The 16,621-nt window shown below is 35.9% G+C and carries 12 protein-coding genes; 7 read left to right on the forward strand and 5 right to left on the reverse strand.

All coding sequences use genetic code 11. The features are described 5' to 3' along the window. Positions 1–24: 24 nt before the first annotated feature. Positions 25–1,428, reverse strand: a complete 1,404-nt coding sequence (gene lpdA, locus RMN97_RS06330) for a dihydrolipoyl dehydrogenase (protein WP_309613678.1) — start codon at positions 1,426–1,428, stop codon at positions 25–27. A gap of 630 nt (positions 1,429–2,058) precedes the next feature. On the opposite strand from lpdA, the gene RMN97_RS06335 reads away from it, so the two are divergent. Beyond that, positions 2,059–3,396: a M28 family peptidase gene (locus RMN97_RS06335; RefSeq protein WP_309613679.1), complete on the forward strand. Its 1,338-nt coding sequence runs from the start codon at positions 2,059–2,061 to the stop codon at positions 3,394–3,396. Between the two features lie 9 nt (positions 3,397–3,405). Here the strand turns inward: RMN97_RS06335 and RMN97_RS06340 are convergent, their stop codons facing one another. Further along, positions 3,406–5,097: an amino acid permease gene (locus tag RMN97_RS06340; RefSeq protein WP_309613680.1), complete on the reverse strand. Its 1,692-nt coding sequence runs from the start codon at positions 5,095–5,097 to the stop codon at positions 3,406–3,408. A 291-nt stretch (positions 5,098–5,388) separates the two neighbouring features. Here RMN97_RS06340 and katG point away from each other — a divergent pair, with 291 nt between their 5' ends. Then, positions 5,389–7,653: a catalase/peroxidase HPI gene (katG, locus tag RMN97_RS06345; protein WP_309613681.1), complete on the forward strand. Its 2,265-nt coding sequence runs from the start codon at positions 5,389–5,391 to the stop codon at positions 7,651–7,653. 53 nt (positions 7,654–7,706) lie between these two features. Here katG and RMN97_RS06350 read toward each other — a convergent pair whose 3' ends face one another. Further along, positions 7,707–8,081 carry a DoxX family protein gene (locus tag RMN97_RS06350; protein ID WP_309613682.1) on the reverse strand — a complete coding sequence of 125 codons (375 nt, stop codon included), beginning with the start codon at positions 8,079–8,081 and terminating at the stop codon, positions 7,707–7,709. A 97-nt stretch (positions 8,082–8,178) separates the two neighbouring features. Then, on the reverse strand, positions 8,179–9,072 hold the full coding sequence (locus RMN97_RS06355; protein WP_309613683.1) for a DUF4349 domain-containing protein: 894 nt from the start codon (positions 9,070–9,072) through the stop codon (positions 8,179–8,181). 202 nt (positions 9,073–9,274) lie between these two features. Between RMN97_RS06355 and RMN97_RS06360 the strand changes: the two genes are divergently transcribed. The 4 genes from RMN97_RS06360 (at position 9,275) to RMN97_RS06375 (ending at position 14,318) form a co-directional block, all read left to right on the forward strand. After that, the gene (locus tag RMN97_RS06360; protein WP_309613684.1) at positions 9,275–10,558 is read left to right on the forward strand and encodes an anthranilate synthase component I family protein; all 1,284 of its coding nucleotides are present in this window, start codon (positions 9,275–9,277) and stop codon (positions 10,556–10,558) included. Between the two features lie 69 nt (positions 10,559–10,627). After that, a complete protein-coding gene (locus tag RMN97_RS06365) occupies positions 10,628–10,981 on the forward strand; it encodes a four helix bundle protein (protein ID WP_309613685.1) in 354 nt (117 codons plus the stop codon). Between the two features lie 35 nt (positions 10,982–11,016). Then, positions 11,017–12,327, forward strand: coding sequence for a tRNA lysidine(34) synthetase TilS (gene tilS / locus RMN97_RS06370; protein WP_309613686.1), 1,311 nt, complete (start codon positions 11,017–11,019; stop codon positions 12,325–12,327). Then, the gene (locus tag RMN97_RS06375) at positions 12,327–14,318 is read left to right on the forward strand and encodes a cytochrome c biogenesis protein CcdA (protein WP_309613687.1); all 1,992 of its coding nucleotides are present in this window, start codon (positions 12,327–12,329) and stop codon (positions 14,316–14,318) included. The genes tilS and RMN97_RS06375 overlap by 1 nt, the downstream gene beginning before the upstream one ends. A gap of 32 nt (positions 14,319–14,350) precedes the next feature. On the opposite strand, the gene RMN97_RS06380 is transcribed toward RMN97_RS06375, so the two are convergent. Beyond that, on the reverse strand, positions 14,351–14,875 hold the full coding sequence (locus tag RMN97_RS06380; RefSeq protein ID WP_309613688.1) for a hypothetical protein: 525 nt from the start codon (positions 14,873–14,875) through the stop codon (positions 14,351–14,353). Positions 14,876–15,021: 146 nt separating this feature from the next. Here RMN97_RS06380 and RMN97_RS06385 point away from each other — a divergent pair. Continuing rightward, positions 15,022–16,621 (forward strand): UvrD-helicase domain-containing protein (locus RMN97_RS06385; RefSeq protein WP_309613689.1); only part of this gene is annotated, 1,600 nt, incomplete at its 3' end.

Genomic DNA, 16,621 nt, shown 5'->3' on the forward strand with positions numbered 1-16,621 from the left:
TATCTGATATTTAATATCTAAAATTTAAATATGCAACGCTCTATTATCCGTAGCTGCCAATGCTGCTTCCTTAACAGCCTCAGCAAATGTTGGATGTGCATGCGACATTCTTGATATATCTTCAGCAGATGCTCTGAATTCCATAGCTGTTACGGCTTCAGCAATCAAATCGGCGCAACGTGCACCAATCATGTGAACACCTAATACTTCATCTGTTTTGGCATCGGCTAATATCTTAACGAATCCATCTAAATCACCACCGGCACGAGCTCTTCCTAAAGCTTTGAAAGGGAAACTTCCTGTTTTGTAGGCAACGCCAGCTTCTTTTAATTGTTCTTCCGTTTTACCAACGGCAGCAACTTCCGGCCAAGTATAAACTACACCTGGAATTAAATTATAATCGATATGTGGTTTTTGTCCCGATAAGATTTCGGCAACCATAGTTCCTTCTTCTTCTGCTTTGTGAGCCAACATTGCGCCACGCACTACATCACCAATAGCATAAATGTTAGGAACATTCGTTTGTAAATGATCGTTTACTTCAATCATACCGCGATCTGTTACTTTTACTCCGGCTTTATCAGCAGCAAGTCCGTCAGTATAAGGACGACGACCAACAGCTACTAAGCAATAATCGCCTTCAAAAGTTACAGTATTTCCTTTGGCATCATCGGCTTGAACGGTTACGCTTTTACCTTTTCGTGTTACTTCTTTTACTTTATGAGAAGTGTAGAATTTCATGCCTTGTTTTTTCAATACTTTGGTTAATTCTTTAGACAAACCGGCATCCATTCCAGGAATGATTCTGTCCAAGAACTCCACTACAGATACTTGCGCACCAAGACGAAGATAAACCTGACCCAACTCAATTCCGATAACACCACCACCAATGATTATTAAATGTTTAGGAACTTCTGGTAATTTTAAGGCTTCTGTTGATGTTATAATTCTTTCTTTATCTAATTTGATAAAAGGCAAAGAAGATGGTTTTGAACCTGTAGCAATGATTACATTTTTGGCTTCAATGATTTCCGAGTTTCCGTCTGCTTTAGTGATTTTTATTTTGGTAGCACTTTCAAACGAACCTAGTCCTTCAAAAACAGTAATTTTATTTTTATCCATCAAGAATTTTACGCCACCTGAAGTTTGATCCACTACCGCTTGCTTGCGTGCAATCATTTTCTCTAAATTCACTTTTACCTGACCGGAAACTTCAATTCCGTGGTCGGCAAAATGTTGTAATTCTTCGTAATGATGTGAGGAAGCTAATAGTGCTTTTGATGGAATGCAACCTACGTTCAGGCAAGTTCCACCAAGTGTGGAATATTTTTCGATGATGGCGGTTTTGAAACCTAATTGGGCACAACGAATAGCGGATACATATCCGCCAGGACCAGAACCTATAATGACTACGTCAAATGAACTCATAATACTGTATTTATTGTTTGGTATTTATTTTTTGCGTCACAAAATTACAGTTTTTATTTGACTTTTTGTAGTGTTGAAAATGAAGATTTAGTGTTTACCGAATGTCCACAGGACATTCTCCTCTTAATATCAAATATAAGAGAATTTTTAGGTTTATTTTTTATTAATAAGTATAAGAATACAAGAATGAAAAAGTTGTATTTATTTTGTGTTAAAATTATAAAAATCAAGAAAAATACAATTTTATTTGTGTAAGTTTGATATAGAATATTAGAAATAATTGTTTGAATGAACAAAGAAAGAAAATGTTCAAAAGGGGAGGGACTTTATCAGTAAAAGTGTGCCCCTGAATATGCAAATCTGATTGTACTATACGAAATCCGTTAAGAAGAAATTTTATCCTTTTGCAGTTGGTAGAAAACCAATAAATTAAAATAACTAAGACAGTAACTGACTGTTTAAAGCAAAAGTGGGCTAGTAGTAAAAAGGTCAGCTTGTATAGAAAATCCGTTAGAGAGTTCTCTTTAACGGATTTTTTGTTTTTATATTCTAAACGAATGCAAAAGTTAAATTGCCTGTTTATAAAAAGTTTGGAAGATATTTTTTTTATTTTTGAATAAAATACCTTTTATGAAACCCTTATACCTCCTCTTTTTTTTAGTATCCCAAATGGTAAGTTCTCAAACAGATTCAAGCCTCTATGGTATAATCGAAAATATAAGTGCACAAAGAATTGAGTCCGATGTCAGGACTTTAGCCAATTTTGAAACCCGAAATACGTTTAGTGATACTGTTTCAAACAACAGAGGAATTGGCGCTGCGAGACGTTGGATTAAATCCGAATTCGATCTGATTTCCAAAGAGTGTAACAATTGCCTGAATGTTTTTTACCAAAAAGATTTTGTAACCAAAAAAGACGGAGATCGCATTCCCAAAGATGCGTGGATTGTAAATGTTGTGGCTGTGCAAAAAGGAACCAAAAACCCCAACCGTTATATCATTATGACGGGTGATATTGACAGCCGTAATTCTGATACTATGGATTTTACCAATGATGCACCAGGTGCAAACGACAATGCCACCGGAATGGCTGGTGCAATAGAAGCGGCTAGGGTTTTATCTAAATATAAATTTGAAAATAGCATCATTTATTTAGGGCTTTCAGGGGAAGAACAAGGACTTTATGGAGGTAAAGGTTTTGCCGAATTTGCCAAAAAGAATAACTGGGAAATTATAGGAGTTTTAAATAATGATATGATTGGAAATATTGAAGGGGTTGATGGCGTGATTGACAATAGAACCTTTCGCATTTTTTCAGAACCAACTCCAGTTACAGAGACTGAAAAAGAACGCAAAGCAAGAAGGTCGTATGGAGGGGAAGTCGATGGTAATTCAAGACAACTGGCGCGCTATATTTTAAAACAATCCCTCACCTATATGCCGGAAATGAATCCGATGATGGTTTATCGATTGGATCGCTTTGGTCGTGGTGGGCATCATCGTCCTTTTAATGATTTAGGGTATGCAGGTGTCCGCATTATGGAAGCACATGAAAATTATAACCGTCAGCATCAGAATACCCGCGTTGAAAATGGTATTAAGTACGGCGATGTCATAGAAGGGGTAAACTTTGAATACGCAAAAAAATTAACTGCCGTAAATGCTATTGTATTGGCTGCATTAGCACATTCTCCATCCGAGCCTAAAAATGTTTTAATTGGTGGAATTGTAGCACCAAATACTAAACTAAAATGGGAGAAGCCCGAGGACGACTCCATTGTTGGTTATAAGATATATTGGCGCTTAACTACTTCGCCACAATGGGAAAATAGTAGATTTGTAGGTGATGTCGATGCGTTTCAATTAAACGGAATTGTCATCGATAACTATTACTTTGGTGTAGCCTCAGTTTCAAAAAATGGTCATGAGAGTATGGTCGTATTTCCAAAAGACATTATTAGAGAATAATACAATACTTTATTTCAGACTTTCAGATTGTTTTTTATTCAACTTACTGTTTTTAAAGCCATAAAGAAAGTAAACGACAAGCCCAATAACCAACCAAACACCAAACCATTTCCAGTTTGAAACTGCCATTCCGGTTAGCAAATAGCAACAAGAAATTAATCCCAATAAAGGTATTAAAGATAAGTTTTTCATAAAGGCAATAACCGCCATTACAATACAAAGAATAAAGAATACAATTAAAGGTAAATTAGTAGCTACTTTATCACCAGAAAAATCAAAAGTTTCAATAAAATAGTTAGGCAAATAATACTGAACAATACCCAAAGTTCCAATACAAATTATTGGAAATATATACTTGGAATTAACATAAGGAATTCTGAATTTTCCTTTGGTAGCGCGTTCAGCCAATTCTGCTTCACTTTGTGGAGATAATAATAAAACTCCACCACAAACCAAAACAAAAGCAAACAAGGTCCCGATGCTGGTAAAGTCTAATACAAAGTTTTCATCGGTAAAGAATATTGGAATTCCAACAACCAAACCAGTAACTATCGTTGCAAAACTTGGCGTTTTGTATTTAGGATGAATTTCAGAGAATTTCTTTGGCATTAAACCATCGCGGCTCATCGTCATCCAGATACGAGGTTGTCCCATTTGGAAAACCAATAATACACTAGTCATAGCAACAACAGCTGCAATAGAAACAATAAATAGCATCCATTTGACACCTTTCAATGCAAATATTTCTGCCAATGGATCACTAACACCTAGGAGTTTATAAGATACCATTCCGGTGATAACTAGAGCCAAAATAATATATACAACGGTACAAATTACTAATGAATAAATCATCCCACGTGGTAAATCGCGCTGTGGGTTTTTGCTTTCTTCTGCCAAAGTAGACACAGCGTCAAAACCAATATAGGCAAAGAACACAGCCGAAACACCACCCATCACGCCACCAAAACCATTTGGCATAAACGGTGTCCAATTGTCAATATCAATATAAAATGCACCCACAACAATAACCAAGGCAATGATGGCTAGCTTTATATATACCATTACATTACTAAAGTTTTTAGACTCTTTAGTACCGCGATAAACCAAATAGGTAATAAGCATATTAATTACTACAGCTGGTAAGTCAAAAATTATACGCAAACCACTAATTGTTGGGGCATTTTGCCAAGCTGTTAATCCTTCACTTTCTTTGTTAGCCAATAAAGCATCTTGTGCTGATTTATAATTGATGGTCAGCCACTCGGGCAAGTGCAAATGAAAACTTTCGAGCAAATTGGTAAAATAACCACTCCAAGAAAAAGCGATATAAATATTCCCAATTGAATATTCCATAATTAAAGCCCATCCAATAATCCAAGCAAACAATTCACCAAAAGAAACATAAGCATAGGTATATGCACTACCGGAAACGGGTACTCGCGAGGCAAATTCGGCATAACATAAAGCGGTAAAACCACAGGCAATAGCGCAAATTATATATAGAAATACAACGCCTGGTCCACCCGAAAAACACGCATTTCCTATGGCACTAAAAGTACCACCACCAATAATAGCTGCAATACCAAAGAAGGTTAAATCTCTTACGTTTAAAACTTTATGCAAGTCAGTGTGCCCGCCATCACCACCTTGTTTTAGTATAATTGAAGTTGATTTTTTTCGGAATAGTTTGGTTAATAACATGGATGTGTTTTTGGTTAGAATAAAACAAATATATAAAAGATTTGATACTATGAGGAGACTCGAGACCTTTTTAGGTCGAACTGTATGGAGCGACAGCGAAATAAATGTACGGACGACATACGGAATTCATACAAAAAAAAGAAACACATATTTAATTTGGAACTCTTTCTATATAAGTTTTGGCAATTTATAAATAGTAATATATAATTAAAAACTATAAAGAAAGATGAGAGTTATCAGTAGATTTGGATTTTTAAAAATGTAATTTTATACCAATATAAATCAAACAATATGGGAAATAATGAATTTCAGGGTAAATGCCCTTTTAATCACGGAGCCTCAAAGGAAACAGCAGGTAGCGGAACCAGAAATACAGACTGGTGGCCGAATCAATTAAAATTAAATGTACTGCGTCAGAACTCTTCATTATCAAATCCGATGGATGATGATTTTAATTATACTGAAGCTTTCAACAACCTTGATTTTGAAGCTTTGAAGAATGATCTTAATGCGTTGATGACCGATTCACAAGATTGGTGGCCGGCAGATTTTGGGCATTACGGAGGTTTGTTCATAAGGTTGGCTTGGCACAGTGCGGGAACATATAGAGTTCAGGATGGACGTGGCGGAGGAGGTCAGGGACAACAACGTTTCGCTCCACTTAACAGTTGGCCTGATAATGTGAACCTCGACAAAGCACGCCGATTGTTATGGCCTATCAAACAAAAATATGGGCGTAAAATTTCATGGGCAGATTTGATGATACTAGCCGGTAATGTAGCACTTGAATCTATGGGATTCAAGACTTTTGGTTTTGCAGGAGGAAGAGAAGATGTATGGGAAGCTGATGATGCGGTATACTGGGGTTCAGAAACGCTTTGGCTCGGAGGAGATGAACGTTATGCACATGGTTCCGAAGGTGTAGCAAAGCATGGCGTGCTGGTATCTGAAGATAATGCAGACGGAGATATACATTCCCGTAATTTAGAAAATCCATTGGCAGCCGTGCAGATGGGATTGATATATGTAAATCCAGAAGGACCAGATGGAAATCCTGATCCAATTGCTGCTGCAAAAGATATCCGCGATACATTTGGCCGTATGGCAATGAATGATGAAGAAACAGTAGCGTTAATTGCCGGTGGTCATACATTTGGTAAAACACACGGAGCTGCTTCCGCCGAAAATGTAGGCAAAGAACCGGAATCTTTAGATTTAGAGCACCAAGGATTTGGTTGGGTAAACCAACATGGGAAAGGTAAAGGTTCGGATGCAATTACTAGTGGACTTGAAGTAACCTGGACAACTACACCAACGCAATGGAGCAATAACTATTTTGAAAACCTTTTTGGCTTCGAATGGGAATTGAGTAAAAGACCAGCTGGTGCACAACAATGGGTAGCAAAAAATGCTGAAGCAATTATCCCGGATGCTTTCGATTCATCGAAAAAACATTTGCCAACGATGCTTACAACTGACCTTTCGTTGAGGTTGGATCCAGCGTACGAAAAAATTTCCCGTCGCTTTCTTGAAAACCCAGATCAGTTTGCTGATGCGTTTGCAAGAGCATGGTTTAAATTAACACATCGTGATATGGGTCCACGTGAACTTTATTTGGGTCCCGATGTACCAAAAGAAGTATTACTATGGCAAGATCCAATTCCGTTAGTTAATCATCAACTGATTGATACAACTGACATAATTTCTTTGAAAGGAAAAATTTTAGATTCAGGACTTACTGTTTCTCAATTGGTATCTACTGCTTGGGCTTCGGCTTCAACTTTTCGTGGTTCCGACAAACGCGGTGGTGCCAATGGTGCCCGTATTCGTCTTGCTCCACAAAAATACTGGCACATAAACAATACGCCATTAATTATGGATACATTGAGTAAGCTTGAAGATATTCAAAAAGCTTTCAACCAATCTCAATCTACTGATAAAAAAGTATCATTGGCTGACCTTATTGTTTTGGCTGGTTGTGCCGGAGTTGAAAAAGCAGCTTCAGTTACCGGACAAAACATTACCGTTCCTTTCACAGCAGGCCGTATGGACGCCACTCAGGAGGAAACAGATGTTGAATCTTTTGCGCATTTAGAGCCAAAGGCTGATGGTTTCCGTAACTATCGTAAAAAATCATCAGTCCTTACAGAAGCATTGTTAGTAGATAAAGCACAATTGCTGACACTAACAGCAACAGAGCTTGCAGTTCTTGTTGGCGGTATGCGTGCATTGAATACTAATGTTGATGGTTCAGCGCATGGTGTATTTACAAAGAACCCTGGGCAATTGACCAATGATTTCTTTGTGAACCTTCTCGATATGAATACCGCATGGAAAGCAATTTCAGAAGACAGAGAATTATATGAAGGTACTGACCGCAACACCGGAGAACGTAAATGGACTGCAACCCGCGCTGATCTTGTATTTGGTTCTCATGCAGAATTAAGAGCCATTGCTGAAGTATACGGTAGTAGTGATGCTAAAGGCAAATTCGTAAAAGATTTTGTCTCCGCCTGGAACAAAGTAATGAACCTTGACCGGTTTGATTTAGCTTAATTCAAACAGATTAAATAAAATAAAAATGCCTCTCATTTTAGAGAGGCATTTTTTTATGGAGTAAATACAGATTTATAATTATCCCAATAGCGGTAAATTAAAAATATATTCGCTAAAAATAATGCAATAGCAATCGGTAATGTTTCTGGTGCTAAGAAATAATTAATCAATAGAATATTCAAGGTTACGGGAAGTATAACAATGTTAGCCAAGGTTACATATTTGCCTATAACATATGATAATCCACAAAGTAACTCAACCCCTTTCGCTAAAGGCATTAAATAAGTTGAAGCCACTAAGCCTAATTGGAAAGCTTTAAAATCTCCTGTAGTAACAGGTTCTGGAGTTAAGTGTAAAAAATAACTAACCGATGCAAATAGGAGAAAAAGTCCTATCAATACTCGAATAACGATAGTTGTAATTTTCATAATGGTTGAAGTTTTGTTGGTTTGTCTATCAAAGTTAAATAAAAAATACCAAAGGTTTGCACCAATGGTATCTAATTTAAAGTCAATATACTAACTATTATTTCTTTACAAATTTTCTATAAGCAAAAATGCCTAAAACAGCAATTAAAAGCAATGCCCAAAGTTGTAAAACAAATGCAATAATTGCCTCAAACATAAACCAACCCGTTTTCAAACTATCCCAAATTTGTAACCCAATATGTGGTCGGTAGGCATTAATACTTTTTTTATTCGCAACCATTTCCTGCAACTCACTTTCTCTTTGGTATAAATATAAAGTCACTGTGCTGTAATTTACTTGGTCTTCCAAACTAAGATTCTGTAAAACACTCTCATCGCTTTCGGTTTCTCTGCCTAATACTTTATCTTCGGCATTAGTGATGTCGTTTAGTTTTTTGCCTTTGGTATCAATACCTTTTTCTAATCGCTTTTGGTGAGATGCCAATCTTTTTTGAGCCATTTTATTGGATAATAATTGCAACGCTACATCATCGGCTTTTATCAATCGGCTATCGAGAAAGGCAACTTCCTTTACCATCGATTTTAAAACGGTATCTAATTGAGTGTTTGGGACACGAAGGGTGATGGTATTATCGACAGTAAATCGCGTAGTTTCGAGTGTACTGTCTTGGCTGATTTTGGTTTCCGATTTTTCGTTAATGTTGCTTTTCAAATCGGTGAAGGTTACAAAACCACCATTTTTGGATACTATATTTTCAATAGCGTAAGTTGATTTGGCAACATTTTTTACTTTGAATTTTAAATCAGCGGTTCGCACAAATTTCCGATTACTTTCTTTTTTTTCCACCGCTGCATTGGAAGAGATTGTTGATTCTGCGGCAGTACTGTCAGCTGCAGCTTCAGTAGCATTGTCAAGCGCATCCGCTTGTTTACAGGCAAAGACAAATCCGAAAAGGAGTAATGCCAAACCAAGTTTTGTTCTGTTTTTCATTTTACATTCATTTTAAATAGTTATTAATAGTTACAATTTCAATTTCAAAAAGTGAGTGTAGTTTTCTATCAATAGTTTTAAAATGAATTTCTTGTTAAATGTTATTTTGTTCCTACTAAAAAGCGTGCCAAAATTTTAGGCTTGTTCCATTCCACCGACCAATTATTTTATTGTAATTTTGAGTGCCATAAAAACCATGTCATTGAGAACTATAGTTGATAAAAAAATTGACAATCCTGAAGAATTCAAAAACCAATTATTGCATTGGTCACAACAGTTTGCGGAAGTTATTTTTTTGGATTCAAATGATTATCATCAAAAACAATCCAGCTTTGATTGTGTGCTGGCTGTAGATGCTTTTACGTCGATAAAAACAGATTATCATAACTGTTTTGAAGATTTAAAACAATACCAGCAACAAACCAAAGATTGGTTGTTTGGCTATTTGTCGTATGATGTAAAAAATGATGTAGAAGAATTGCATTCCAACAACTTTGATGGCTTGCATTTTCCCGATTTGTTTTTCTTTCAGCCCAAGAAATTGTTTCTGCTAAAAGGAAATCAAATAGAAGTTCAGTATTTGCGATTGTGTGATGATGAGATTGAAAGTGATTTTGAAGAAATTGTTCAGTGTTCAGTGTTCAGTGTTGAGTATTCAGAAGTGAACATTAAGCAGCGAATTTCAAAAGATGATTATGTTTCAAAAGTAAACACCATGCTCGAACACATTAATCGTGGCGATATTTATGAAGCGAATTTTTGCATGGAATTTTATGCCGAAAATGCCACTATCAAACCAATAGAAATCTATCAAAAACTAAATACAATCTCAAAACCGCCATTTGCTATATTCTTCAAAAATAAGGGGCAGTATTTGCTTTGTGCTTCGCCCGAACGCTACTTGAGAAAAGAAGAAAACAAAGTCATTTCGCAGCCTATTAAAGGCACAGCCCAACGTTTTTCAGATGAAACTTTAGATAATAATTCCAAAAAAGAATTAGAGCAAAACCCAAAAGAACGTTCCGAAAACATCATGATTGTTGATTTGGTTCGCAATGACTTATCACATACAGCCATAAAAGGCACCGTAGAAGTAGAAGAATTGTGTGGTATTTATACGTTTGAGCAAGTCCATCAAATGATTTCGACAGTTGTTTCAAAAGTAGAAAATACAACTTCGCCGGTAGAAATTCTCCGAACAACTTTTCCAATGGGTAGCATGACCGGTGCGCCAAAGATTTCGGCCATGAAAATTATCGAAGAACTCGAAGAATCGAAACGTGGTTTGTATAGCGGAGCCGTTGGTTATTTTACCCCGAAAAATGATTTCGATTTCAATGTGGTCATCCGAAGTATTTTATATAATGCTGCGGCAAATTACGTCTCGTTTTCGGTTGGAAGCGCCATTACTTCACAATCCAATCCCGAACAGGAATATGAAGAATGTTTGCTCAAAGCCAAAGCGATGTTTGAAGTTTTGGGTTAGTAAAGGGATTAGGGAAAAGGGAAAAGGGATAAGTGATAAGTAAAAAGTAAAAAGTTTAAATAGTAAAATATGGAAAGTTATAGAGATTTGATTGTTTGGCAAAAATCAATGAATTTGGTAACACTTATTTATAAGTTAGCTCTTGAGTTACCTGAGAATGAAAAGTATGGTTTAACTCCACAAATAAAAAGAAGCGCGATTTCTATTCCTTCCAATATTGCTGAAGGATACGGAAGAAATTATAGAAAAGATTACTCAAGATTTTTACAAATAGCAAGAGGTTCATTATTTGAAAATCAAACGCAACTAGAAATTGCTGTAAATTTAGACTTTCTAAGGGTTGAACATTTACAAGAAATAAAAGAACTTTCCATAGAAGTTGAAAAAATGCTAAATTCGTTAATTAAAAAGCTAGAGGTATAACTTTTCCCTTTTCCCTAATCCCTTTTGACTTAATTATGCTCGCAAAATTCCAAAATCATATAAATCAAAGTCTTCCTTTTCTGAAAGGAAAAAAACTCCTTTTGGCAACAAGCGGAGGAATTGACAGTATGGTTTTGTTGGAATTGTGTAGTCAGTCAAAACTTGATATCAGAGCGGCCCATTGCAATTTTCAACTACGCGGCTATGAAAGTGATGAAGATGAAAAATTTGTAAAATCTCAATGTGAGAAGTTGGATGTGCTGCTGTTTGTAAATCATTTTGACACTAAAAAATTTGCTGAAAAACAGAAATTATCTATTCAGGTTGTTGCCCGAAACCTTCGTTATGATTGGTTCAATACGCTTTTGATAAATAATGACTACGATTATATACTAACGGCGCATCATTTGGATGACAGCTTGGAAACGGTTTTAATCAATTTCACTCGTGGTTCCGGATTAGACGGTTTGACCGGAATTCCACAGCAAAACGGAAATATTGTTCGTCCGTTATTACCTTTTTCCAGAAATGAAATCGTAACATTTGCCAAAAAAAACAAAGTTAAATGGCGCGAAGACAGCAGCAATGCTTCTGATAAATATTTGCGAAACAAATTGCGTCACAATGTAATTCCGATATTAAAAGAACTCAATCCAAGTTTGCTGGATTCTTTTGAAAAATCAATTTCTAATCTGCAACAAGCACAGACTTTGGTGGATGATGCATCCCGAATTGTTTATAGAAAAGTCGTCACGGACATTAATTTTCAAAAGAGAATAAATTTATCGGAGTTTATGCAATTGCCCAATTATCAGTCTTATTTATACCAATGGCTCGAACCTTTCGGTTTTAGTGATTGGAATTCTATTAATGATTTGGTTATTGCACAATCAGGAAAACAAGTATTTTCGGAAACCCATGTTTTATTGAAAGATAGGAATGAATTGATTTTATTCCCAAAACAAAATGAAATTGAACCTGTTAATTTTTTGATTTCCAAAGATCAAAAAGAAGTTAAATTTCCCTTAAAAATGGCGTTTTGTAACGTAGATGACATTTCGGTTCAGACAACTAATACTATATTTGTAGACGAAGATAAGCTTCAATTTCCTTTAGTAATTAGGAAATGGCAAGAAGGTGATTGGTTTTATCCAAGTGGAATGATAGGGAGAAAGAAGCTAAGTAAGTTTTTTAAAGATGAAAAATTTTCTTTACTGGACAAATCAAGTACGTGGCTTTTATGTTCTGAAAATCAAATTGTTTGGGTTATCGGAAAAAGATTAGACGAGCAATTTAAAGTAACCGAATCGACGACAAAAATTTTAAAAATAAATTATACAGCCTAATGAAGAAAGTACTATTTTTTCTTTTTAGTTTTTTGGCTTTAGCCAACCTAAATGCACAAATTGTAAAACCGGTAAAATGGACAACCAAAGTTGAGAAGCTATCTGATTCCGAATTCAATTTGATGATGGAAGGAAAGATTGACAAGGATTGGCATGTCTACTCTCAATTCACACCAGCTGATGGACCATTGCCGGCAGAATTTGCATTCAAAGACGCAAAAGGCAACTATGAATTGGTCGGAAAAGTTAAAGAAAGTCCATATAAAAAGCAGTTCAATGAAGTTTTTGGTGTCGATGAATATTACTTTGAAAAGAATGTGGCTTTTACTCAAAAAGTAAAAATAATTAATGCTAAACTTACTTCGATAAAAGCCAAAATTGATTACCAGGTTTGCAAACAGGCGTGTATCAATGATAATATGAGTTTTACGTTTCAGTTGCCAAATACAGGGCAAGTACCTGAAGAAACAGCAACTAATATTTCAGAAACAGATACCACTAGTTCCTCACAATTTACGGTTAGTGAAACAGCCAAACCAGAAACAAAAACAGTTGTTGCAGATCCGAAAAAAGAAGATGAAAAAGGATTGTGGGCTATTTTCTTTCTAGCTTTTCTTGGTGGTTTAGCAGCTTTATTGACACCTTGTGTTTTCCCAATGATCCCAATGACGGTCAGTTTTTTTACCAAACAAAGTAAAAATCCGGCGCAAGGAAAACGAAATGCTATTCTCTACGGAATTTCAATCATTGCGATTTATGTTGTTTTAGGATTAGCGATTACAGGTATTTTTGGTGCTGATGCTTTGAATGCCTTATCAACAAATCCTTGGTTCAATGTATTTTTCTTTTTACTTTTAGTCGTTTTTGCAGTTTCTTTTCTTGGTGCTTTTGAAATTATGTTGCCGAATTCCTGGGCAAATAAAGTGGACAGACAAGCCGATAGAGGTGGAGTTATTGGAATTCTTTTCATGGCCTTGGCTTTAGCAATAGTTTCTTTTTCTTGTACGGGACCAATTGTCGGAACGCTTTTAGTGGAATCAGCTTCTAAAGGTGGCATTGCACCAATAATTGGTATGCTTGGTTTTTCAACCGCTTTGGCATTACCATTTATGCTTTTTGCGATGTTCCCAAGTTGGATGCATTCGCTACCAAAATCGGGTGGATGGTTAAATACCGTAAAAGTTTCTTTGGGATTTTTAGAATTAGCTTTAGCGTTTAAATTTTTATCTAATGCTGATTTAGTTTTGCAATTGCATTTACTGGAAAGAGAAGTTTTCTTGGCGATATGGATTGCTATTTTCGGAGCTTGGGCTTTGTATTTATTAGGAAAAATAATGACACCACACGATAGTCCGTTGACTTATATTTCTGTGGGAAGATTATCTTTAGGATTGCTCGTTTTGGCATTCACCATTTATATGATTCCGGGATTATTTGGTGCGCCTTTAAAATTGATTAGTGCTTTTCCTCCTCCACAAACGTATAGTGAAAGTCCAATGGGATTTTTTGGAAATAGTGCAACTTCTGAAGAAGAATTACCCGATGGCGCAGAAATTGGACCACATGGCTTAACCGTTTTTACCGATTATGAAATAGGTTTGGCTTACGCGAAAACTGTAAACAAACCTGTTATGCTTGATTTTACAGGCTATGCCTGTGTTAATTGCCGTAAGATGGAAAACAATGTTTGGTCAGATGAAAAGGTTTTAAATGTATTGAAAAACGATGTAGTTTTAATTTCGTTATATGTTGACGATAAAAGAGAATTGCCCAAAAGTGAACAAACAGTTTCAAAAGAAACAGGAAATGAAATTACAAGCATCGGAGATAAATGGACGGAATTTATTATCACCAAATACAAAACAAATACACAACCCTTCTACGTTTTAATCGATTTAAAAGAAGAAAAGCTGAATGCTCCAATAAGTTATACACCAAACATTGATGAGTACCTGAGTTGGCTAAATGACGGAATCTCAAAGTTTAAATAAAAAAATCCTTCTCATTTGAGAAGGATTTTTCGTTATCCTAAAACTTCCGCAACTTCATTTTTTAAATAAGCTAAAGCTACTGTAGTGGCGGATTGACCGTCGAGTAGATTGCTTAAAATCTTTTCTCTTAACTGATCCGCAGTGGTAACGGTTTCATCCAAAGCTGTTTTTCTGATATTTTGAATGATGGTATTTTTAGCAGTCAATAGCATCGTCCAAAGTTCGTTGGTAATATATACCTGTTGCGTAATGTTGTGCTCGTATTCTTGCTCAATATGATGAATCAACAGGTTTTGATAATCTACTTTATTCTCACTTAAAGGTGCCACACGAATCAGCAATTTCGAAGGATTTATACGCTCTAAAAACAAAGCCAATCGTTCATATGCCTGCAAACGCAAGGGCAACGAATGTTTCTGATTCTCTCTTTGCAACAACCAACGTCTGGTATTTTGTTGGTCTTTGAAATAATTATCAAACAAATAATACGCCACACCACCTGTTATTAGTGAAGGAACAGCATACATTAGTAATTCTAAAATTTTATCGGAGTTCATGGTTAGATAGTATCTATAATTGTTCACAAATATAATAGAATAAATAGTAAATCTATATTGCAATTGAAGTCAACTAACATTAAATTTGTCCAAAACGATTTTTAAACTCAGCAACTCAGCGACTCAGCAATTTAGCTACTTTTTTAATGCAACAATATATCTCCCAACTTAACGAAGCCCAACAACAACCCGTTTTCCAGAAAGATGGTCCAATGATTATCATTGCTGGCGCAGGTTCAGGAAAAACTCGTGTGTTGACGGTCCGTATTTCCTATTTGATGAGTTTGGGTGTGGATGCTTTTAATATTTTGGCATTGACGTTTACCAACAAAGCCGCACGCGAAATGAAAAAGCGTATCGCTGATATTGTCGGAACAAACGAAGCCAAAAACCTTTGGATGGGAACGTTTCACTCGGTATTTGCTCGGATTCTAAGAAGTGAAGCAGACAAATTAGGCTTTCCTTCCAACTTTACCATTTATGATACTCAAGACAGTGTTCGATTGATTTCGGCGATTATCAAAGAAATGCAATTGGACAAAGATATTTATAAACCCAAACAAGTTTTGAGTAGAATATCTTCGTATAAAAATTCGCTAATTACAGTCAAAGCTTACCTAAACAATCCCGAATTGCAGGAGCAGGATGCTATGAGCAAAAAGCCGCGATTGGGTGAAATCTATGCCAATTATGTAGACAGATGTTTCAAAGCCGGTGCAATGGATTTTGATGATTTGTTATTAAAAACCAATGAATTATTGAATCGTTTTCCGGATGTGTTGGCAAAATACCAAGACCGTTTTCGATACATTTTGGTTGATGAGTACCAAGACACCAATCATTCGCAGTATTTGATTGTACGCGCGTTGAGTGATAGATTTCAAAACATTTGCGTGGTTGGTGATGATGCTCAAAGTATCTATGCGTTTCGTGGTGCGAATATTAATAACATTCTCAACTTCCAAAAGGATTATGAAAATGTAAAAACTTATCGATTAGAACAGAATTATCGTTCTACCAAAAACATTGTTGAAGCTGCCAATTCAATTATCGATAAAAATAAAACTAAACTCGATAAAATTGTTTGGACGGCTAATGATTATGGCTCCAAAATAAAAGTACACCGCAGTATTACGGATGGTGAAGAAGGCCGATTTGTAGCGGGTGAAATCTTTGAACAAAAGATGCGTAACCAAATGCTAAATGGTCAGTTTGCAATTCTCTATCGAACCAATGCTCAATCACGTGCCATGGAAGATGCTTTGCGAAAGCGTGATATTCCGTATCGAATTTATGGTGGTTTGTCTTTCTATCAAAGAAAAGAAATCAAGGATGTTTTGTGCTATTTGCGATTAGTAATCAATCCAAAAGATGAAGAAGCTTTGGTTCGGGTTATCAATTATCCCGCTCGAGGAATAGGAGATACGACTGTCGAAAAGTTAACAGTTGCTGCTAACCATTACAAAAGATCCATCTTTGAAGTAATGCAGAATATTGATAAAATTGATTTGAAATTAAATGCAGGAACCAAACAAAAACTACAGGATTTTGTGACTATGATTCAGAGTTTTCAGGTAATAAACGAGAATCAAGACGCTTTTTATCTCACAGATCATGTTGCCAAAAAAACAGGATTAGTTCAGGAATTAAAGAAAGATGCTACTCCAGAAGGAATGGCAAAAATCCAAAATATAGAGGAATTACTCAACGGAATCAAGGATTTTACCGAAGGTCAAAAAGAAATTG

It is taken from the genome of Flavobacterium sp., assembly GCF_031381455.1.
Lineage (GTDB): Bacteria > Bacteroidota > Bacteroidia > Flavobacteriales > Flavobacteriaceae > Flavobacterium.